The sequence below is a fragment of the Kitasatospora sp. NPDC058478 genome (genome assembly GCF_042720345.1).
In the GTDB taxonomy this organism is placed as follows: domain Bacteria; phylum Actinomycetota; class Actinomycetes; order Streptomycetales; family Streptomycetaceae; genus Kitasatospora.
Genome location: NZ_JBHXML010000023.1, coordinates 73,537 through 93,243 on the forward strand (window position 1 = coordinate 73,537; position 19,707 = coordinate 93,243).

A 19,707-nucleotide genomic window follows, 5' to 3' on the forward strand; every position below is an offset into this window, starting at 1 on the left:
AAGCCGTCCCGGGTGAACGTCCGAGGGCCCCGTCCGGGTTCCGCTGCCGGTGAGGGGCCCCTGGACAATTGTGCGCCCCGAGCGCCGCCCATCGACCAGAATGGACCGGTGTACTACGGCATCCTCGGGACCACGACGGCCCACCACGACGACGGCACCCCGGTGCCGCTAGGCGGCGCCCGGCTGCGGGCACTGCTCACCGCGCTCGCCCTCCGGCAGGGCCGCCCGGTGCCCGCCGACCTGCTGGTGGACGAGGTGTGGGAGGCCGAGCCGCCCCAGGACTCCTCCGCCGCGCTCCAGACCCTGGTCGGCCGGCTGCGCCGGACCGTCGGCCGGGACGAGATCGGCTCCGGCCCGGCCGGGTACTGGCTGACCGACCCGGCCACCGACCTCTCCGAGTTCCAGCGGCTCGGCGCCGAAGGCCGCCGCGCCCTCGACACCGGGGACCACGCGCTCGCCGCCGACCGGCTGCGCGCCGCCCTGGCGCTGTGGCGCGGCCCCGCCCTGGCCGACCTGCCGGACCGCAGCGGCCCGGCCGCCCGGCTGGAGACCCAGCGCGAGGAGGCCCGCCGCCACCGGATCACCGCCGAGCTCGGGCTCGGCCGGGCCGCCGAACTGGTCGCCGAGCTCACCGAGCTCTGCGAACGGCAGCCGCTGGACGAGCCGTTGCAGCAGCTGATGATCCGGGCGCTGCACGAGAGCGGCCGCACCGCCGAGGCGCTGCGCCACTACGAACGGACCAGGCGCGCCCTCGCCGACGAGCTCGGCGTCGACCCGGGGCGCCAACTCCAGGCCCTGTACGCCACGTTGCTGACCCCGGCCGAGGTCGAACCGGCCCCCGCGCCGACCGCGCCCGCGACCGTGCCCGCGCCGGAGCCCATACCGGCCCCGCCGGCCGCCGAACGGTCCGGGGCGCTCCAGCCCCCGCGCGTCGGCGGAAACCTGCGCGGCCGGCTGACCAGCTTCGTCGGCCGCGAGGGCGATCTCGCCGCGCTGCGCGGAACGTTGACGAACAGTCGGCTGATCACCCTGACCGGCCCCGGCGGCTCCGGCAAGACCAGGCTCTCGATCGAGGCAGGCCGCGCCGAGCAGTCCGCCGGGCACTGGCCGGACGGCGTCTGGGTGGCCGAACTCGCCCCGCTGGAGAGCCCGGACGCGGTGCCCGCCGCCGTCGTCTCCGCACTCGGCCTGCGCGAGATCGTGCTGCACAGCGGCGGCATGGTCGCCGAGGTGATCGAGAAGCGCGCCGAGGACCCGGTCCGCCGGCTGGTCGAGCACTGCGGCCACCGCCGGATGCTGCTCGTGCTGGACAACTGCGAGCACCTGATCCAGGCCGCCGCCGACCTCGCCGACGTCCTGCTCGCCGAGTGCCCCGAACTGACCGTGCTCGCCACCAGCCGGGAGCCGCTCGGCGTGCCCGGCGAGACCGTGCTGCCGGTCGAGCCGCTGCCCGACCCGGTGGCGCTGCGCCTGCTCACCGAGCGCGCCACCGCCGCCCGCCCCGGCTTCGACCCGGACACCGACCCGGCGGCCTGCGCCGAGATCTGCCGCCGCCTGGACGGCCTGCCGCTGGCCATCGAACTCGCCGCCGCCCGGCTGCGGGTGATGACGGCGCGCCAGATCGCCGACCGCCTGGACGGCCGGTTCGCCCTGCTCACCGCGGGCAGCCGCACCCTGCTGCCGCGCCAGCAGACCCTGCGCGCGGTGGTCGACTGGAGCTGGGACCTGCTGGGCAAGCGCGAACGGGCGGTGCTGCGCCGGCTCTCGGTGTTCGCCGGCGGCTGGCAGCTGGAGGACGCCGAGGCGATCTGCGCCGACGGCACCGAGGTGGTCGGCGGGGAGGTCGCCGACCTGCTGCTGTCGCTGGTCGACAAGTCCCTGCTGGTCGCCGACCTGGACGACGGCAGCCTGCCGCGCTACCGGATGCTGGAGACCATCCACGAGTACGCGACCGAGCGCCTCGCCGAGTCCGAGGAGGAGCGCGACGCGACCGGGGCCCGCCACCTGGCGCACTTCCGGAGCGTCGTCGCCACCGCCTTCCTGAACATGCACGGCCCCCAGCAGCTGCACTGGCTGACGGTGCTGGAGCGCGAGCTGGACAACGTCCGGGCCGCGCTGAGGCGCGCCATCGACCTCGCGGACGAGGAGCAGTCGCTGGTCCTCACCCTCGGCATGAGCTGGTACTGGTCGCTGCGCGGCTACAGCATGGAGGCCCGCGGCTGGTACGACGCCGTCGCGGCGCTCGGGCCGGATCCGTTCGGCCCGCAGCCGCCCGTACCGCTGGAGCGGGACGTGCTCTCCTACGGCCTGCCGATGCCCGAAGGGGTCGTCGAGGAGGCCCGCCGACTGCTCGCGATGTACCGGCTGATGGGCATGTTCGAGGGGAACCTGGACGTGCTCGGCAACCCGGTGGCGATCGCCGTCGCGGAGCAGCTGCTGGACGTCTACACCCCGGAGCTGCCGCAGGCCTACCGGTTCCCGGGCCTGATACGGGTGTTCGGGGCGTTCCTGGCCGGCCGGCTGGAGCTGATGAAGAGCCTGCTGGACGACGCCGTCCGCGGCTGCGAGGAGCACGGCGGGCCGAACGACCTCGCGTTCATCCTGCAGCTCCGGGCCAAGATGCTGAACGACTGGCCGGGCGGGGCCGACCAGGGAATCCTGGACGGCGCGCGCTCCCTGGAGCTGTACGAGCGGGCCGGCAACCTCTGGGGGGTCTCCCAGGCGCTGGCGGCCCAGGGCGAGTCGCTGGCCAACCGGGGCGATCCGGCGGCCGCCGCCGCAGCGTACGAGCGGGCGATCGAGCTGGCCGAGGAGCTGGGGACACCGCACGAGGTGCCGATGCTGCGGGTGAACCTCGGCTCCGCCCTGCTGGAGCAGGACATGGAGCACGGCGAGCGGATCATCCGGGAGGCGCTGGCCGGGCTGGACTCCCACAGCGCGGACCACTCCTCCACCGGCGCGCTGCTGTTCGGCGGCCTCACGCTCTGCGGCGTCCACATGCTGCGCGGCGAGCACGAGCAGGCGCTGGCCGAGCTGGACCGGATGGAGGCGACCAGCGTCGGCAGCTTCGCCCCCGGGATCGTGACCGGGATGCTGACCACCACCCGGGGCTGGATCACCGCCCGGGCGGGCCGGCCGGACGAGGGGCTCGCGGCGCTGCGCGAGGGGCGGACGCTGCTCCGTCAGACGGCGAGCACCAGTGGCTTCGGCGAGCAGATGACGGTCATGGTGGTGCCCGCGGTGGTGGGCGTGCTGCGTTCCTTCGCCGAGCGCGACGGCGACCTGGAGCGGGCCCGGCAGGCCACCGTGCTGCACGGGGCGCACCACGTGCTGAACGGCCCGAAGGGCGGCTACCTGGACCGCGTCGAGCGCGGCCGGGCGGCGGCCTCCCTGCGGGCCCTGCTGGGCGACGCCGCGTTCGAGGCCGCCCACGCCGCCGGCGAGGGCCTGACCCCGGAACAGATCCGGGAGCGGATGTACGAGTGGATCGGCTGACCGGCGTCCGTCCCTGGTCACCGGTCAGCCGACACGAGTGGATCGGCTGACCGACGCCCGTCCCTGGTCACCGGTCAGCCGTTCCGCCGGCCGGCCCCGTCCCCTGGTGCCGGCCGGTCGCCCCCCGGCCCTCCCCCGCGGAGGGCCGGCGGCCGTTCTCAGGTCCGCTTGCGGAAGCGGGCGACGGCGAGCGGCGCGAAGATCGCGGTGGTGGCCACCGACCAGATCAGCACGACCATCACCGGGTGGGCCAGCGGCCCCTGGCCGTTGAGCAGGGAGCGGGAGGCGTCGGCGAGCGCCGACAGCGGGTTGACCTTGGTGAAGGCCTGGAGCCAGCCCGGCATGGTGTCGGTCGGCGCGAAGATCGAGCTGCCGAACTGCATCGGCATCAGGACCAGCATGGCCACGCCCTGGACGGCCTGGGCGCTGCGCAGCGCCATGCCCAGCAGCATCGAGACCCAGACGATCGACATGCCGAACACCAGCGACAGGCCGACCGCGGCCACGACTTCCAGCGGACCGGTCTTCACCTCGAAGCCGATGCACATCGCGAAGCCGATCAGGATCACGAAGGAGAGCAGCGCCCGGCAGGTCTCGGCGGCCATCTTGGAGAGCAGGACGGAGGCCCGGCCGATCGGCAGGGTCCGGAAGCGGTCCATCACGCCGGTCTGGAAGTCGCTGTTCAGACCGGTGCCGACGGCCATCGCGAGGGTGAGGCCGGTCTGCCCGAGCAGGCCGGGGATCATGTACTGCTTGTAGGAGTCCTGGTTGCCGGAGACGGCGCCGCCGAACACGTAGACGAACAGCACGGTGAAGATGACCGGCATCAGCACGGCGTCGAACATCGACTCCGGGTCGGCCTTGATCCGCATCAGGTTGCGCCGGGTCAGCGCGCCGACGTGGCGGAAGGTGCCGGACAGGCCGATCCGGGAGTCCTCCACCCGGGCGGGGGCGATGGTGGCGGTGGTCATGCGACGGGCTCCTTGGCGAGGCTGGGGACGGCGTCCGCGGTGTCGGCGGGCTTGCCGGTGATGGCGAGGAAGACCTCGTCGAGGCTGGGCACCTTGGTGTCGATGCCGGCGATCGCGAAGCCGCGGCCGCCGAGCACCCCGATGACGGTGGTCAGCTGCTCGTCGTCGGTGATCGGCACGGCGAGCAGGCCGGTGTCGGTGGAGACGGTGGCGCTGGTGATGCCGCGGTCGTGCAGGCAGCGGGCCATCTCGGGCAGCTCGGCCGGGTGGGCGGCGCGGATCTGGAGGGTCTGGCCGCCGACCTTGGCCTTGAGCTCGGCCACGCCGCCGTTGGCGATCACCCGGCCGCGGTCGATGACGGTCAGCTCGTCGGCGAGCTGCTCCGCCTCCTCCATGTACTGGGTGGTGAGCAGCACGGTGCTGCCCTCGGCGACCATCCGCTGGACCTCGTCCCAGACCTCGTTGCGGGTGCGCGGGTCGAGGCCGGTGGTGGGTTCGTCCAGGTAGAGCACCTTGGGGCGGCCGATCATGCTGGCGGCCAGGTCGAGGCGGCGGCGCATGCCGCCGGAGTAGGTCTTGGCGGTCCGCTTGGCGGCCTCGGTGAGTGAGAAGCGCTCCAGCAGTTCGGTGGCCCGGGCCTTGGCCTCGCGGCGGGGGAGGTCGAGCAGCCGGCCGATCAGGTAGAGGTTCTCGTACCCGGAGAGGAGTTCGTCGACGGAGGCGTACTGCCCGGTGAGGCCGATGGTGCGGCGCAGCTGCTTGGGCTGGCGCAGGACGTCGTAGCCGCCGACGAACGCGGTGCCGGCGTCGGGCTTGATCAGGGTGGAGAGGACCCGGACCAGGGTGGTCTTGCCGGCGCCGTTGGGGCCGAGCACGCCGAGCACGGTTCCTTCGCGGACGGTGAGGTCGACCCCGTCGAGGGCCTTGGTGGTGCCGTAGTGCTTGACGATGCCGCGGACTTCGACGGCGTTGCCCGCGGCGGTCCCCCGGTCGTTCGGGGCGGTGGCGATTCGTGTCATGCCCCCAGGCTGTCCGGCCCGGCTGTCAGCGGGCTGTCATGAGGGGGGCGGGTTCGGCGCCGCGCTGTCAGACCGCTGTCACCGGGGGAGCGGGCACGGCAGCGGCCCCGCTCCCCGGGCGGGGGAGCGGGGCCGTCGGGGGCCGTCAGCGGAAGCTGTGCTCCGCCGCCGGGAAGGCGCCGCCGCGGACGTCCTCGGCGAACGCGCGGGCGGCGTCGCCGAGGACGGTCCGCAGGTCGGCGTACTGCTTGACGAACTTGGGCACCCGGCCCGCCGTCATGCCGGCCATGTCGGTCCAGACCAGGACCTGGGCGTCGGTGTCGGGCCCGCCGCCGATGCCGACGGTCGGGATGGTCAGCTGCTCGGTGACCTGGGCGGCCAGCTCGGCCGGCACCGCCTCCAGCACGACCGCGAAGGCGCCCGACTGCTGGACGGCCTTGGCGTCGCGCAGCAGCTGGTGCGCCGCCTCGTCGCCGCGGCCCTGGACGGGGTAGCCGCCGAAGGCGTGCACGGACTGCGGGGTGAGGCCGATGTGCGCCATCACCGGGACGCCGGCCTCGACCAGCAGCTCGATCGAGCGGGCGCTGCGCTCCCCGCCCTCCAGCTTGACCGCGCCGACCCCGGCCTCCTTCATCAGCCGGGCCGCGTTGCGCATGGCCTGCGCGGGGGACTCCTGGTAGGAGCCGAACGGCAGGTCGGCGACGACCATCGCGCGCTTGGTGCCGCGGACGACGGCGGCGGAGAGCATCACCATCTGATCCATGGTCACCGGCACGGTGGTCTCGTAGCCGAGGTGGCAGTTGCCGGCGGAGTCGCCGACCAGCAGGACGGGGATGCCGGCCTCGTCGAACACCCCGGCGGTGAGGGCGTCGTAGGCGGTGAGCATCGACCACTTCTCGCCGCGCTGCTTGGCGGTGGCGAGGTCGCGGACGGTGATGCGGCGGTTGGTGACCCCGCCGTAGAGGGTGGCGGTCGCCGCCTGGTTCTGGGCAGGCGAAGGCGAAGAAGCGTTCATCGAACGGACTCCTGAAGGGTTGTCGTCTCGTGGCGCCGTACGGCGTCCCCGGATCACCTCCATGCTTGCACGCCCCGGCGTGCGCGCAAAGGGGCGTGCAGGCGCGCGGGTGCGATCTGTGGCACACCGGCCGCCGGCCGGCGGGCTTTGCCGCGTTTTTACGAAACGGATTCGTCTCGTATCGAAATGGCCGCTACCCTGGTGCCGGGGGGTTACGAGACGACCATGGCTCGGAATTGCCCGCCAGTGCCACACCACCACGGACGGGAAGACCAATGACCACCGCAGCCGCGCCACCCCGCGTGCCGGAAGCCATCCACCGCCGCCGCTGGGCGATCCTCTGCACCCTGGTGCTCGCCCTGCTCGTCGTCGTCCTCGACAACTCGATCCTCAACGTCGCGATGAAGACCATCGCGACCCCCGCGCCGGTCGGGCTCGGCGCCAGCCAGAGCGACCTGGAGTGGTCGATCAACTCCTACACCCTGGTGTTCGCCGGGCTGCTCTTCACCTCCGGCCTGCTCGGCGACCGCTTCGGCCGCAAGCGCGCGCTGCTCGGCGGCATGGTGGTCTTCGGCATCGCCTCGCTGCTCTCCGCGCTGGCCGCCTCGCCCGGTGAACTCGTCGGCTACCGCGCCCTGATGGGCGTCGGCGCCGCGCTCGCGATGCCCGCCACGCTGGCCATCATCATGAACGTGTTCGAGCGCTCCGAGCAGCCCAAGGCGATCGGCATCTGGGCCGGCGCGGTCGGCCTGGCCATCGCCATCGGCCCGATCACCGGCGGCCTGCTGATCGAGCACTTCTGGTGGGGCTCGGTCTTCCTGGTCAACGTCCCGATCGTGATCGTCGCGGTGATCGCGATGGTCGTCCTGGTGCCCGAGTCCAAGGACCCGAACCCCGGCAAGCTCGACCCGATAGGCGTGCTGCTGTCGATCATCGGCCTGGTCGCGCTGATCTACGGCATCATCAAGGGCGGCGAGCTGGCCGACTTCACTGCCGCCGAGGCCTGGGTGCCGACGCTGATCGGCGTGCTGGCGCTGGCCGCCTTCGTCTGGTTCGAGCGCCGCACCCGCTTCCCCGCGCTGGACGTCACCTGGTTCCGCAACAAGGTGTTCAGCGCCTCCGTCGTGGTCGTCGGCGTGGTCTTCTTCGCGCTGATGGGCGTCTCCTTCTTCGGCGTCTTCTACATCCAGAGCGTGCGCGGCTACAGCGCGCTCCAGGCCGGCCTGCTGATGCTGCCGCTGGCCGTCGCCCAACTGCTGTTCGCGCCGCGGGCCCGGCTGGTGGTCGACCGCTTCGGCGTCGCCGCCACCGCCGCCGTCGGCATGCTGCTGATCGCGGTCGGCTTCGTCGGCTACACCCTGCTGGGCGTCGACACGCCGATCTGGGTGCTGATCGTGCTCGGCCTGCTGATGGGCACCGGCATGGCGCACGTCATGCCGCCGGTCACCGTCGCGATCATGGCCTCGCTGCCCCGCGAGAAGGCCGGCGCGGGCTCGGCCGTCAACAACACCTTCCGCCAGGTCGGCGGCTCGCTCGGCGTCGCCGTGCTCGGTGCGGTGCTCTCCACCGTCTACCGCGACGGCATGGCCGACACGCTCAACCAGCTGCCCGACGACCTGCGCGGCAAGGCCGGCGAGTCGCTGGAGGCCACCCTGGCCATCGCCGAGCGGATGGGCCCCAAGGGCGCCGCGCTGATCGGCCCGGCCGACGACGCCTTCGTCAGCGCCATGCACGTGGTGGCCTCGCTCTCCGCGGGCATCACGGTGGTCGGCGCGCTGATCGCCTGGTTCCTGCTGCCGCGCCGGTCGGCCGCCCCCGGCGGCCCGGCCGGGAAGGCCGCCGAGCAGCCCGACCAGAGCCGCAAGGCCGTGGCCGCGGACGCCTGACCCGCGATCGCACTGAGCGACAATGGCCCTGTCACCCGGGTGGATCCCCGGGCGGCAGGGCCGAGGTCCAGGACGGCGGCCGCCACCCGGCCCGGTCCACGGACCACCATCGGAACCCGGTCCACGGACCACCATCGGAAACGGAACGGCGCTCGTGCGCCACGCGGACAGCGAGGGAGTACAGCGGGGATGAAGACGGACACCCCGGCCGCCGGGGCCGGACAGCCCTGCGCCGCCGTACGCCGCGGCCGCCCGCGCAGCGAGGCCGCCGAGCAGGCCATCTTCGCCGCCGTCGAGGACCTGATGGCCGGCGGCACCGCGCTGTCCGAGCTCACCATCGAGGGCATCGCCGCCGCGGCCGGCGTCGGCAAGGCCACCATCTACCGGCGCTGGCCCAACAAGGAGGCCCTGCTGGTCGACGTGGTCAGCCGGCTGGAAGTCCCGATGCCCGCGCCGACCGACGGCACCGCCCGGGACCACCTGATCGAGATGGTCGACTACATGCGCCGGCGCGGCCTCGCCAAGCGCTCCCGCTGGGTGCTCAAGGCCGCCCTCGGCCAGATGCAGAGCCTGCCCGACCTGTACAGCGCGTACCGCGACCGGGTGATCAAGCCCCGCAGGGAGGCGGGGCTCGCACTGATCCGCCGCGCCATGGACGAGGGCGTGCTGCGGACCGACCTCGACGTCGAGCTCCTCGGCGACATGCTGATGGGCCCGATCCTGTACCGCAGCATCCTCTGGGACGACTCCGACCTGGAGGACCCGGACCTGGCCCGCCGGATGGTCGACTCGCTGCTCGAAGGCCTGGCGCCGCACGCGGCCTCCGGCTCCCGCGGCTGAACGCGCTCCCGCGCCCCGGACCCCGCGCCCCGGTCCCGTACCCGCAGCGACCTGCACCGACCTGTGTCCGACCCGCGCCCGGCGTGGCCTGGCTCACCAAACCGGGCCACGCCGGAACCCGCTCCGACGGCCCCGCGTCTGTCCCGGCATAGGCTGAGCCGGGTATCCGATCAAACCGGCACCAGTCCGGCACCCGCCCGTACCGCACGGGCCGGACACCGGACCGGCGACGGCACGAACAACGGGAGCCACGGATGACGCAGGCGGACAGGACCGACCGGAGCACGGCCGGCCCCTGGGACGAGGCGGGCGCCCCGGCCCCCGCGGGCGGTCCCGGAGGATTCCTGGGCCTGCGGCACTGGGGCCGGGACGGCCGCGGCGCCACCACCTGGCGGCGCGGCCTGGTCGTCGCGGTGCTGGCCGTGCTCGCCGCCCTGCTGATGGCCCTCCACGCCGACGTCCCCAACAGCGCCGGCAACCTCGGCAGCCTGCTGGAGACCTTCCTGCCCTGGATCGGCCTGGCCGTCCCGGTGCTGCTGGCCCCCGCGCTGCTGCGCCGCTCCGCCACCGCGCTGATCGCGCTGCTGCTGCCCGTCGCGATCTGGCTCAACCTGTTCGGCGGCCTGCTCAGCGACAAGAGCGGCGGCACCGGCGACTGGACGGTGGTCAGCCACAACGTCGCCGCCGCCAACCCCGACGTGCCGGGCACCGTCCGCGGCCTGGTGGCCTCCGGCGCCCAGATCGTCGCCCTCCAGGAACTGGCCGGCAAGCCGCTGCGCGACTACGAGAGCGGGCTCGCCGAGGCGTACCCGTACCACGAGGTGGAAGGGACGGTCGGCCTCTGGTCGAAGTACCCGATCAGCGGAGTCTCGCCGGTGGACCTCAAGATGGGCTGGACCAGGGCGTTCCGGGCCCAGGTCGCCACCCCGCAGGGCCCGGTCGCGGTGTACGTCGCGCACCTGCCGTCGGTGCGGCTGAAGGCCGAGGGCGGCTTCACCGTCGACCAGCGGGACGTCAGCGCGCAGGCGCTCGGCGACGCGATCCAGGCCGAGCCGGTGAAGAAGGTCCTGCTGCTCGGCGACCTCAACGGCACCATGAACGACCGCAGCCTGGCGCCGGTCACCTCGCAGATGCGCTCGGCCCAGGGCGCCGCCGGGGACGGCTTCGGCTTCAGCTGGCCGGCGTCCTTCCCGATGGCCCGGATCGACCAGATCATGAGCAAGGGCGGCCTCGCGCCGGTCGACTCCCGCACCCTGCCCCGGGACGGCAGCGACCACCTCGCGGTGGCCGCCACCTACCGGTTCGGCTAGGTCCTGGCTCAGCCCCGCCGCCAGCGGTTGGTGATCGGCAGGCGGCGGTCCCGGCCGAAGTTCTTGACCGAGATCTTGGGGCCCGGCGGGTACTGCCGCCGCTTGTACTCGGCCGTGTCGACCAGCCGGACCACCCGGTCCACCACGGCCGGGTCGAAGCCGGCCGCGACGATCGCGTCCCGCCCCTCGTCGCCCTCGATGTAGCGGGCCAGCACGCTGTCCAGCAGGTCGTAGTCGGGCAGCGAGTCGCTGTCCTTCTGGTCCGGCCGCAGCTCGGCGGACGGCGGCTTGGAGATGGTGTTCTCCGGGATCGGCGGCACCTCGCCGCGCCGCCCGGCCTCCTCGTTGCGCCAGTGGGCCAGCCGGAAGACCAGCGACTTGTAGACGTCCTTGATCGGCCCGAACGCGCCCACCGAGTCGCCGTACAGGGTCGAGTAGCCGACGGCCAGCTCGCTCTTGTTGCCGGGCGCGAGCACGATGTGCCCCTCCTGGTTGGAGATCGCCATCAGCAGGGTGCCGCGCAGCCGGGACTGCAGGTTCTCCTCGGCCAGGCCGGTCAGCTCGGTCGCGCCCAGGTAGGCGTCGAACATCGGGGCGATGGAGACGGTGCGGTAGTGCAGCCCGGTCCGGCGGGCCAGCTCGGCCGCGTCGTCCCGGGAGTGCTGCGAGGAGTAGCGGCTGGGCATCGAGACGCAGTACACGTTCTCGGCGCCGATCGCGTCCACCGCGATGGCCGCCACCAGCGCCGAGTCGATGCCGCCGGAGAGGCCGATCAGCACCGAACGGAAGCCGTTCTTGGTGACGTACGCCCGGGTGCCGGAGACCAGCGCGGCCCAGATCTCCGCCTCGTCGGACAGCCGCGGCGCCACCTCGGGGGCCGGGGCGTGCGCGGGCGCGGCCTGCGGCTCGCCGCCCAGGTCGGTGCGGACGAGGTGCAGCCCGTCGCTCAGCAGCAGGCCGTCGGTGTGGTCGTCGCCGGCGGCCGGCAGGTCGAGGTCCAGCACCAGCAGGTGCTCCTCGAACTGCGGGGAGCGGGCCAGCACCTCGCCGTCCGCGCCGACCACGATCGAGTCGCCGTCGAAGACCAGCTCGTCCTGGCCGCCGACCATGTTGACGTAGGCCAGTGGGCAGCCCGCCTCGGCGGCCCGGCGCCGGACCAGCTCCAGCCGCTGGTCGTCCTTGTTCCGCTCGTACGGCGAGCCGTTGACCACCAGCAGCAGCCCGGCCCCGGCCTCGCGGGCCGCGGTGACCCGGCCGCCGTCCTGCCAGATGTCCTCGCAGATGGCCAGCGCGACGTCCACTCCGTGCAGCCGCAGCACCGGCAGCTGCTCGCCCGGGACGAACCAGCGGTACTCGTCGAACACGCCGTAGTTGGGCAGGTGGTGCTTGGCGAAGCGGGTCACCACCTCGCCCCGGTGCAGCACGGCGGCGCAGTTCTGCGGGGAGCCGGCCGGGCGGCCGAACCTCGGCGAGGCGTGCTCGGAGCGTCCGAGGTAGCCGACCACCACCGGCACCTCGCCCAGCCCGTCGGCGGCCAGCCGCCCGGCCAGCTCGACCAGCGCGCCCCGGGACGCCTCGACGAAGGAACTGCGCAGGGCGAGGTCCTCGACGGGGTAGCCGGTCAGGGCCATCTCGGGGAAGGCGACCAGCTGGGCGCCGGCCTCCACGGCCTGCCTGGTCCAGCGCACCACCTCATCGCTGTTGCGGGCGATGTCACCGACCCAGGGGTCGATCTGGCTCAGGGCGAGACGGAGATTGGGCATGCCCCCGAGTGTAATCGTCGAACTGACGCAATGTGCTGTCCGGGGGGTCGGACCAGGGTCCGGACTGCCGTCCCGCGCGGTGATCGGCCATGATGGGGGCAGCCGCGTCCGGGGGTCTTCCGGGCGTAACACGAGCGTAAAGAGCAGAGGTGAGACTGTCCCCATGGGCAAGCAGCAGCAGTTCGTGCTTCGGACGCTTGAGGAGCGTGACATCCGGTTCGTCCGGCTGTGGTTCACCGACGTGCTCGGGTTCCTGAAGTCGGTCGCGGTGGCTCCGGCCGAACTGGAGCAGGCCTTCGAGGAGGGCATCGGCTTCGACGGCTCGGCGATCGAGGGCTTCGCCCGGGTCTACGAGTCCGACATGATCGCCAAGCCGGACCCGACCACCTTCCAGATCCTGCCGTGGCGCTCGGAGACCCCCGGCACCGCCCGGATGTTCTGCGACATCCTGATGCCCGACGGCTCGCCGTCCTACGCCGACCCCCGGTTCGTGCTCAAGCGCACCCTGGAGAAGGCCTCCGCCCAGGGCTTCACCTTCTACACCCACCCCGAGATCGAGTTCTTCCTGCTGAAGAACCTGCCCGGCGACGGCACCCCGCCGATCCCCGCCGACCAGTCCGGTTACTTCGACCACACCCCGCGCGGGGTCGGCCACGACTTCCGTCGACAGGCCATCACCATGCTGGAGTCGATGGGCATCTCGGTGGAGTTCTCCCACCACGAGGGCGCCCCCGGCCAGCAGGAGATCGACCTGCGCTACGCCGACGCGCTGTCCACCGCCGACAACATCATGACCTTCCGTCTGGTCATGAAGGAGGTCGCGCTGGAGCAGGGCGTGCACGCCAGCTTCATGCCCAAGCCGTTCTCCGACCACCCCGGCTCGGGCATGCACACCCACCTGTCGCTGTTCGAGGGCGACCGCAACGCCTTCCACGAGACCGGCGCCGAGTACCAGCTCTCCAAGGTCGGCCGTTCCTTCATCGCCGGCCTGCTCAAGCACGCCGCCGAGACCGCCGCCGTCACCAACCAGTGGGTGAACTCCTACAAGCGGATCTGGGGCGGCTCCCAGCGCACCGCCGGGGCCGGCGGCGAGGCCCCGTCCTACATCTGCTGGGGCCACAACAACCGCTCGGCGCTGATCCGGGTGCCGATGTACAAGCCCGGCAAGCAGGGCTCCACCCGGATCGAGGTCCGCTCCCTGGACACCGGCTGCAACCCGTACCTCGCCTACGCCGTCACCCTCGCGGCCGGCCTCAAGGGCATCGAGGAGGGCTACGAGCTCCCGCCGGGCGCCGACGACGACGTCTGGGCGCTGACCGACTCCGAGCGCCGCGCCCTCGGCATCCAGCCGATGCCGCAGAACCTCGGCGAGGCGATCGACCTGATGCAGCGCAGCGAGCTCGTCGCCGAGACCCTCGGCGAGCACGTCTTCGACTTCTTCCTGCGCAACAAGCGGCAGGAGTGGGAGGAGTACCGCTCCGAGGTGACACCGTTCGAGCTGCGCAAGAACCTCCAGGTGCTCTGAGCGCCTGAGCGGCTCAAACACCTTCGGGCCCGCTGTCGTTCGATCGGATGACAGCGGGCCGTCCGCTCGGGTGGATCGTTTCCCCAATGGCGGTATGTGAAGATCCTGTGACGGACGGTTGTGGTCCGATGGGCGTGCTCGTCCGTTCCGTCCCGAGAGGATCCCATGCCCTCCTCCGCTGTCAGCCGCGCCGCCGCGGCCCGTCTGCTCGCCCGCCGGACCGTCGTCGCGGGCGCCGCCCTCGCCGCCGTCGCGAGCCAGCTGCTGGCCACCCCGATCGCCGACGCCCGTGGCTCCGGCTCCGGCTCGTCGAACCCGCACCCGCGCGCCGAGACCATCTCCGAGAACCCGCTGCCGTTCACCACCCGCTTCCAGGGCGACTTCCACGGCTCCGTCACCAGGATCAGCAACTCGCTGATGACCTGTGACGAGACCAAGGCACCCCTCGACCCGGAGCAGCCGCCCTGCGAGGACGCCCGCAAGGGCCTCGGCAGCATGCCGATCAACAACAAGTACGAGATGAAGTACATCAACATCGACCCGGGCTCCATCGGCCCGCTCGGTGACCCGATCTACTCCGCCAGCTCCGCCGACCTCGGCCTGATCGACGGCTCCAAGGTCAAGTACGCCCGGCTGTACTGGGGCGGCACCCGCGGCATCGGCGACACCGTGCTGCCGGAGAACCAGATCGACGAGGTGTACCTCAAGGTCCCGGGCGAGAAGCAGTACCGGGACATCGCCAACGACCAGCCGTCCATCGGCTACATCACCACCGACGTGGAGAGCAGCTACCAGGCCTCCGCCGACATCACCGACCTGGTCAGGAACGCCGGCAACGGCACCTACACCGTCGCCAACATGGACTCGGTGGTGAAGCCGCACAGCTGGGGCGGCTGGACGATCGTCGTCGCGTACGAGAACGACTGCAAGCCGATGCGGCACATCCACCTGTGGGACGGCTTCCAGGTCGAGCTGCCGGACAGCCCGACGCGGCAGATCAAGCTCGCGGGGCTGCAGACGCCGCAGAGCGGTCAGCTCCACGGCAAGCTCGGCTGGGTGGTCTACGACGGCGACCTCAAGTGGACCGGCGACACCCTGTCGGTCAAGTCCACCAACGGGCCCGAGACGCTGTTCTCCGACATCAACCACGCGCCGAACGACGCCTTCAACTCCACCATCGAGGAGTTGACCCCGGAGGACCAGTTCGTCCGCAACCCGTACAACCGCAACAACTTCGGCTACGACTCCAACCGCTGGGACATCTCGCCGTACCTGCGCAACGGGGACACCGACCTCACCGCCACCTTCAACACCCAGAAGGACGGCTACGACATCGGCGTCTTCTACGCCTACGTCAACCTGGACGGCTCCACCGACGCCTGACCGGCCGCCGCCCGGCGCCGCTGCCGCCCCACCCGCACCGCGCGGGCCGGCAGCGGCGCCGCCGCGTTCCCGCCGGGCCGGCGCGGCGAGCCGCGCAGCAGCCGCTCGCACGGCCGCTCCACCCAGCGGTACAGGCCCGCCGCCACCGCCAGCGACCCCCCGGCCAGCAGCAGCCAGACCCCGAGCGCCGCCGCCCCGGGCGCCGGGCGGCCCAACTCGGCGAGCCAGCAGCGGATGCCGATCTCGTGCACCAGGTACCAGGCGTAGGACCACTCGCCGAGCCGCACCGCCGTCCGCCCGGCCAGACCCCGTCCGACCGGACCCTGTCCTCCTGGCGGCCGGGGCGCCGCACCGGCCGCGTCCCGCTGGGCCGCCGCCACCAGCAGCGCCGCGAACAGCGCCGCCGGCACCAGCTGGGAGGCGCTGTAAGGGCCCCACCACAGCGCGTCCGGGACGGCCGCGTGCCAGGGCGCCAGCAGCAGGTGCCAGCCCGCCACCGCCGCGGCCGCCGCGCCGAGCCGCACCCGGGGGACCATCCCGTGCCGCACCGCCAGCCCGACCGCCACCCCGAGCACGAACTGCGGGGTACGGGCCAGCGGCAGGTAGTCCAGCAGCCAGCCGCGCACCGTCGGATCGGCCGGCAGCAGCGGGCCCGCCGCCCACAGCGCCGGGCCGAGCGCCGCGCACACCGCCGCCACCGGCAGCCAGGCCCGGCGGCGCGGCGCCAGCAACCGCAGCAGCAGCGGGAACAGCAGGTAGAACCAGGCCTCGGCGCCCAGCGACCAGGACGCCGGATTGCCGCCGTACACCGTCGCCTGCGCCCACGGATGCACCAGCAGCAGCGACCAGAGCGTGGCCGCCACCGGCAGCGCCGTGCCGATCGCGGCGTCCGCGCCCAGCGACAGCACGGTGCTCAGCACGTGCAGCGGCCAGATCCGGGCGAACCGGCGGCGGGCGAACGCCCCGGCGGGGACGGGCGAGCCGCCGTACGTCCAGGCCAGGACGAAACCGGACAGGACGAAGAAGAACGTCACCCCCGAACGCCCGTACCAGGCGAGCGGGTCGAGCACCGGCAGCCCGCCGACCTTGCGGGACAGGTGGTAGAGCACCACCAGCAGGGCCGCCCAGAAGCGCAGCCCGGTGAGCGAGGGCAGGCGGCTGGGCATCGGCGCTCCGGAACGGGATGGGACGGGGGTGGCACGGGATGGGACGGGGTGGCACGGTCTGCGCGGGGAGAACGAGCGCGGCGGGCCCGAGGTCACGGACGGACGGCGCGGCGCGCGGCGGCGGGCCGTCCGGCGGTCGTGTCCGGCGCCGGGCCGTCAGGGCGCGTAACCTGCTGGGGCGGACGGATGGAGGGGCCATGGCGGTGGACGAACAGCGGGCCGGGAGCCGGGTCAGCCGGCCGGAGATCAGACTGGTCAGGCGCGGGTTCACCGACCCGGCGCAGGCGGTGCGGCTGCTGGCGGGCCCCGGCCTGGAAGGCCTGGCCGACGACCCCGTGCTGCTGGACGCGCTCGGCGCCACCGCCGACCCCGACCTCGCCCTGCTCGGCCTGGCCCGGCTGCTGGAGGCCGCCGACCAGGCCGAACGGCACACCCTGCGCGACACCCTCACCACCTCCAAGCCGCTGCGCGACCGGCTGCTCGGCGTGCTCGGCGTCTCCACCGCGCTCGCCGATCACCTGGCCCGGCACCCGCACGACTGGCACATGCTGGTCACCTTCGAGCTGCGCGACATGCACCCCGGCCCGGAGGACTTCCGCCGCGCGCTCGCCGAGGGCGTCCGGCGCGGCCGGGAGGGCGGCCGCAGCCCGGCGGACGCGCTGCGCGTCGCCTACCGCCGCTGCCTGCTCGCCATCGCCGCCCGCGACCTCACCGGCACCACCGACCTCGCGCAGACCGCCGCCGAACTCGCCGACCTGGCCGGCGCCACCCTGCAGACCGCCCTGGACCTCGCCGCCGAGCAGGACCAGGACGCCGCCCGGGCCTGCCGGCTCGCCGTGATCGGCATGGGCAAGTGCGGCGGCCGCGAACTCAACTACGTCTCCGACGTGGACGTCATCTTCGTCGCCGAGCCGCGCGAGGGCGTGGACGAGCACGAGGCCGTCAAGGCCGCCACCAGGCTCGCCGCCGCCCTCACCCGGCTCTGCGCGGACACCACCGGCGAGGGCACCATCTGGCCGGTGGACGCCAACCTGCGCCCCGAGGGCCGCAACGGCCCGCTGGTGCGCACCCTGGCCAGCCACCTCGCCTACTACCAGCGCTGGGCCAAGACCTGGGAGTTCCAGGCGCTGCTCAAGGCCCGCCCGGTCGCCGGGGACGCCGAACTCGGCGCCGCCTACCTGGAGTCGCTGGCCCCGATGGTCTGGCAGGCCGCCGCCCGGGACAACTTCGTCACCGACGTGCAGCAGATGCGCCGCCGGGTCATCGACTCGATCCCCGCCACCGAACTGGACCGCCAGCTCAAGCTCGGCCCCGGTGGGCTGCGCGACGTCGAGTTCTCCGTCCAACTGCTCCAGCTGGTGCACGGCCGCACCGATCCGGCGCTGCGCAGCGGCAACACCCTGGAGGCGCTGGCCGCGCTCTCCCGCGGCGGGTACGTCGGCCGGGCGGACGCCGTCTCGCTGGACACCGCCTACCGCTTCCTGCGCTCCCTGGAGCACCGGATCCAGCTCTACCGGCTGCGCCGCACCCACCTGATGCCCACCGGCGCGGAGGACCTGCGCCGGCTGGCCCGCTCGCTGGCCGCGCTGATCAACGACGACACCCGCTCCGACCCGGTGGCCGCGCTGCAGCGCGAGTGGAAGCGGCACGCGGTGGAGGTCCGGCGGCTGCACGAGAAGCTGTTCTACCGGCCACTGCTCGACGCCGTCGCCGAACTGCCGCCGGGCGCGGCCGGGTTGACCCCGGACGCGGCCCGGGCCCGGCTGGAGGCGCTGGGCTACGCGGACCCGGCCGCCGCGCTGCGCCACCTCAGTGCGCTCGCCTCCGGGGTGAGCCGCAAGGCCGCGATCCAGCGCACCCTGCTGCCGGTGCTGCTCGGCTGGTTCGCCGACTCGGCCGATCCGGACGCCGGGCTGCTCAACTTCCGCCAGGTCTCCGACGCGCTCGGCCGCACCCCCTGGTACCTGCGGCTGCTGCGCGACGAGAGCGCCGCCGCCGAGCAGCTGGCCCGGGTGCTGTCGGCCGGCCGGCTCGCCCCCGACCTGCTGCTGCGCGCCCCCGAGGCGGTCGCCATGCTGGGCGACCCGCAGGGCCTGGCGCCGCGCGGCCGGGCCGCCCTGGAGCAGGAGATACTGGCCGCCGTCGGCCGGGCCGGATCCACCGCCGCGGCCGTCGCCGCCGCCCGCTCGGTGCGCCGCCGGGAGCTGTTCCGCACCGCCGCCGCGGACGTCCTCGGCCGCCTCGGCGAGGACCCGGCGGAGGCGCTGGACACCGCGGGGGAGGCGCTGACCGCGCTCAACGCCGCCACCCTCCAGGGCGCGCTGCGCGCCTGCACGGCCGGCTGGGAGGCCGAGCACGGCGACCTGCCGACCCGGATCGCGGTGATCGCGATGGGCCGGTTCGGCGGCCACGAGCTGGGCTACGGCTCGGACGCCGACGTGCTCTTCGTCCACGAGCCGCTGCTCGGCTCGCTGGAGCAGGACGCCGCCCGGGCCGCCCAGGCGGTCTGCAACGAGCTGCGGACCCTGCTCGGCGCGCCGTCCACCGAGCCGCCGCTGCTGGTCGACGCCGACCTGCGGCCGGAGGGGCGCAGCGGCCCGCTGGTGCGCACCCTCGCCTCGTACGCGGCGTACTACCGGCGCTGGTCGCACGCCTGGGAGAGCCAGGCGCTGCTGCGCGCCGAGCCGGTGGCCGGGGACGAGGAGCTGGGCGCGCGGTTCCGGCAGCTGATCGACCCGCTGCGCTACCCGGGCGTCGGGGTGCCGGAGCGGGACCTGGTGGAGATCCGCCGGATCAAGGCGCGGATCGAGGCCGAGCGGCTGCCGCGCGGCGCCGACCCGACCACGCACACCAAGATCGGCCGCGGCGGGCTGGCCGACGTGGAGTGGACGGTGCAACTGTTCCAGCTCCAGCACGGGCACGAGCTGCCGGCCCTGCGCACCACCCGGACCAGGGCCGCGCTGGCGGCCGCCGCCGGGGCCGGGCTGGTCGGGCGGTCGGACGCGCAGGTGCTGGACGCGGCCTGGGTGCTGGCCTCCCGGGTGCGCTCGGCGGTGATGCTGGTGCGCGGCCGGCCCGGCGACAGCTTCCCCGGGGAGGCCCGGGAGCTGGCCGGGGTGGCCCGCTACCTCGGGTACGGCGCCGGGCACAGCGGCGAGCTGGTGGACGACTACCGGCGGACCACCCGGCGGGCCCGGGCGGTGGTGGAGCGGCTGTTCTACGGCGGCTGAGACCGGCGGCTGAGGCCCGGGGGCTGAGGCCGGTGTCGAGGCCCGCGGCCGAGGCCCGGGCACGCGAAAGGGGCCCCGGGTGGGGCCCCTTCGGTTCGTCCAGG

General features: G+C 73.6%; 12 protein-coding genes. 7 read left to right on the forward strand and 5 right to left on the reverse strand.

Translation table 11 applies throughout. From position 1 onward, the window contains the following. Positions 1 to 108: 108 nt before the first annotated feature. Positions 109 to 3,495, forward strand: a complete 3,387-nt coding sequence (locus ACFWPT_RS15225) for a BTAD domain-containing putative transcriptional regulator (protein WP_380482137.1) — start codon at positions 109 to 111, stop codon at positions 3,493 to 3,495. Between the two features lie 158 nt (positions 3,496 to 3,653). On the opposite strand, the gene ACFWPT_RS15230 is transcribed toward ACFWPT_RS15225, so the two are convergent. The 3 genes from ACFWPT_RS15230 to panB all read right to left on the reverse strand — a co-directional run bounded on the left by ACFWPT_RS15230 (position 3,654) and on the right by panB (position 6,500). Next, positions 3,654 to 4,466 (reverse strand): ABC transporter permease, encoded by an 813-nt coding sequence (locus ACFWPT_RS15230; RefSeq protein WP_371516742.1) that lies wholly within the window; start codon positions 4,464 to 4,466, stop codon positions 3,654 to 3,656. Next, positions 4,463 to 5,485, reverse strand: coding sequence for an ATP-binding cassette domain-containing protein (locus tag ACFWPT_RS15235; protein WP_063347353.1), 1,023 nt, complete (start codon positions 5,483 to 5,485; stop codon positions 4,463 to 4,465). The genes ACFWPT_RS15230 and ACFWPT_RS15235 overlap by 4 nt, the downstream gene beginning before the upstream one ends. A 145-nt stretch (positions 5,486 to 5,630) precedes the next feature. After that, positions 5,631 to 6,500 (reverse strand): 3-methyl-2-oxobutanoate hydroxymethyltransferase, encoded by an 870-nt coding sequence (gene panB / locus ACFWPT_RS15240; protein ID WP_380482140.1) that lies wholly within the window; start codon positions 6,498 to 6,500, stop codon positions 5,631 to 5,633. A 275-nt stretch (positions 6,501 to 6,775) separates the two neighbouring features. Here panB and ACFWPT_RS15245 point away from each other — a divergent pair, with 275 nt between their 5' ends. The 3 genes from ACFWPT_RS15245 (at position 6,776) to ACFWPT_RS15255 (ending at position 10,536) form a co-directional block, all read left to right on the forward strand. After that, entirely contained in the window at positions 6,776 to 8,386 is a 1,611-nt protein-coding gene (locus ACFWPT_RS15245; protein WP_063347351.1) for an MFS transporter, read from the forward strand. A gap of 189 nt (positions 8,387 to 8,575) precedes the next feature. Beyond that, complete coding sequence (locus ACFWPT_RS15250) at positions 8,576 to 9,226, forward strand: TetR/AcrR family transcriptional regulator (protein ID WP_380482142.1); 651 nt, start codon at positions 8,576 to 8,578, stop codon at positions 9,224 to 9,226. A gap of 440 nt (positions 9,227 to 9,666) precedes the next feature. After that, positions 9,667 to 10,536 carry an endonuclease/exonuclease/phosphatase family protein gene (locus ACFWPT_RS15255; protein WP_380423754.1) on the forward strand — a complete coding sequence of 290 codons (870 nt, stop codon included), beginning with the start codon at positions 9,667 to 9,669 and terminating at the stop codon, positions 10,534 to 10,536. A gap of 8 nt (positions 10,537 to 10,544) precedes the next feature. Here ACFWPT_RS15255 and ACFWPT_RS15260 read toward each other — a convergent pair whose 3' ends face one another. Continuing rightward, positions 10,545 to 12,299: an NAD+ synthase gene (locus ACFWPT_RS15260; RefSeq protein WP_380370598.1), complete on the reverse strand. Its 1,755-nt coding sequence runs from the start codon at positions 12,297 to 12,299 to the stop codon at positions 10,545 to 10,547. 163 nt (positions 12,300 to 12,462) lie between these two features. On the opposite strand from ACFWPT_RS15260, the gene glnA reads away from it, so the two are divergent. Both glnA and ACFWPT_RS15270 read left to right on the forward strand, forming a co-directional pair. Then, positions 12,463 to 13,824, forward strand: coding sequence for a type I glutamate--ammonia ligase (gene glnA / locus ACFWPT_RS15265; RefSeq protein WP_063347345.1), 1,362 nt, complete (start codon positions 12,463 to 12,465; stop codon positions 13,822 to 13,824). Positions 13,825 to 13,989: 165 nt separating this feature from the next. After that, positions 13,990 to 15,207, forward strand: coding sequence for a hypothetical protein (locus tag ACFWPT_RS15270; protein ID WP_063347344.1), 1,218 nt, complete (start codon positions 13,990 to 13,992; stop codon positions 15,205 to 15,207). On the opposite strand, the gene ACFWPT_RS15275 is transcribed toward ACFWPT_RS15270, so the two are convergent. After that, positions 15,174 to 16,373 carry an acyltransferase family protein gene (locus tag ACFWPT_RS15275; protein WP_380370601.1) on the reverse strand — a complete coding sequence of 400 codons (1,200 nt, stop codon included), beginning with the start codon at positions 16,371 to 16,373 and terminating at the stop codon, positions 15,174 to 15,176. The two genes, ACFWPT_RS15270 and ACFWPT_RS15275, sit on opposite strands and share 34 nt — an antisense overlap. Positions 16,374 to 16,570: 197 nt before the next feature. Between ACFWPT_RS15275 and ACFWPT_RS15280 the strand changes: the two genes are divergently transcribed. Continuing rightward, positions 16,571 to 19,603 (forward strand): bifunctional [glutamine synthetase] adenylyltransferase/[glutamine synthetase]-adenylyl-L-tyrosine phosphorylase, encoded by a 3,033-nt coding sequence (locus ACFWPT_RS15280; protein WP_380370603.1) that lies wholly within the window; start codon positions 16,571 to 16,573, stop codon positions 19,601 to 19,603. The last annotated feature ends 104 nt before the right edge of the window (positions 19,604 to 19,707 follow it).

Coding starts and splice junctions, on each gene's coding strand:
- ACFWPT_RS15280 (WP_380370603.1), top strand. CDS start 16,571: ATGGCGGTGGACGAACAGCGGGCCGGGAGCCGGGTCAGCCGGCCGGAG.
- ACFWPT_RS15270 (WP_063347344.1), top strand. CDS start 13,990: ATGCCCTCCTCCGCTGTCAGCCGCGCCGCCGCGGCCCGTCTGCTCGCC.
- ACFWPT_RS15230 (WP_371516742.1), bottom strand. CDS start 4,466: ATGACCACCGCCACCATCGCCCCCGCCCGGGTGGAGGACTCCCGGATC.
- ACFWPT_RS15235 (WP_063347353.1), bottom strand. CDS start 5,485: ATGACACGAATCGCCACCGCCCCGAACGACCGGGGGACCGCCGCGGGC.
- glnA (WP_063347345.1), top strand. CDS start 12,463: ATGGGCAAGCAGCAGCAGTTCGTGCTTCGGACGCTTGAGGAGCGTGAC.
- ACFWPT_RS15255 (WP_380423754.1), top strand. CDS start 9,667: ATGGCCCTCCACGCCGACGTCCCCAACAGCGCCGGCAACCTCGGCAGC.
- panB (WP_380482140.1), bottom strand. CDS start 6,500: ATGAACGCTTCTTCGCCTTCGCCTGCCCAGAACCAGGCGGCGACCGCC.
- ACFWPT_RS15275 (WP_380370601.1), bottom strand. CDS start 16,373: ATGCCCAGCCGCCTGCCCTCGCTCACCGGGCTGCGCTTCTGGGCGGCC.
- ACFWPT_RS15250 (WP_380482142.1), top strand. CDS start 8,576: ATGAAGACGGACACCCCGGCCGCCGGGGCCGGACAGCCCTGCGCCGCC.
- ACFWPT_RS15245 (WP_063347351.1), top strand. CDS start 6,776: ATGACCACCGCAGCCGCGCCACCCCGCGTGCCGGAAGCCATCCACCGC.
- ACFWPT_RS15260 (WP_380370598.1), bottom strand. CDS start 12,299: ATGCCCAATCTCCGTCTCGCCCTGAGCCAGATCGACCCCTGGGTCGGT.